The following is a 474-nucleotide window of genomic DNA, read 5'->3' on the forward strand; positions in this document are numbered from 1 at the left end:
GGCAGGTCGGGTGGAACTGCATCATCTCCATGTTGGAAACACGACACCCCGCGCGCCATGCCATGGCGATTCCGTCCCCGGTTGCGCCACGCGGTGCCGTCGAAAACAGATAGGTGCGCCCCGCCCCGCCCGTTGCGAGGATCGTTGCGCGCGCGGTGTACAGATCGACCCGACCGGTCGCGCGGTTGACGGCATAGACGCCCCACACATGGCCCGCGCCCGAATAGCGTTCCTCATGCCGGCTGGTGGCAAGGTCGATCGCGACCATATCGGGGACGAGCGTGATGTTGGGATGGTCGGTCGCGGCGCGTTGCAGCGCTTCCTGCACCGCCCAGCCGGTCGCATCGGCAACATGGACGATGCGGCGGTGCGAATGGCCGCCCTCGCGCGTCAAATGCAGCGCGCCGCCATTCTCTTCGCTTTCGGTCGCAAAGGGCACGCCCAGTTCGCGTAAGCGTGCAATCGCAGCCGGTG

Annotated in this window: 1 protein-coding gene; it reads right to left on the minus strand. The window is 66.9% G+C overall.

What is annotated here, in order from left to right:
* Positions 1–474 (minus strand): FAD-binding protein (locus AACY52_RS30655; protein WP_339561438.1); only part of this gene is annotated, 474 nt, incomplete at both ends.

This window comes from Pseudomonas sp. EA_65y_Pfl1_P113 (genome assembly GCF_963970525.1).
Classification (GTDB): Bacteria; Pseudomonadota; Gammaproteobacteria; order Pseudomonadales; family Pseudomonadaceae; genus Aquipseudomonas; species Aquipseudomonas tritici.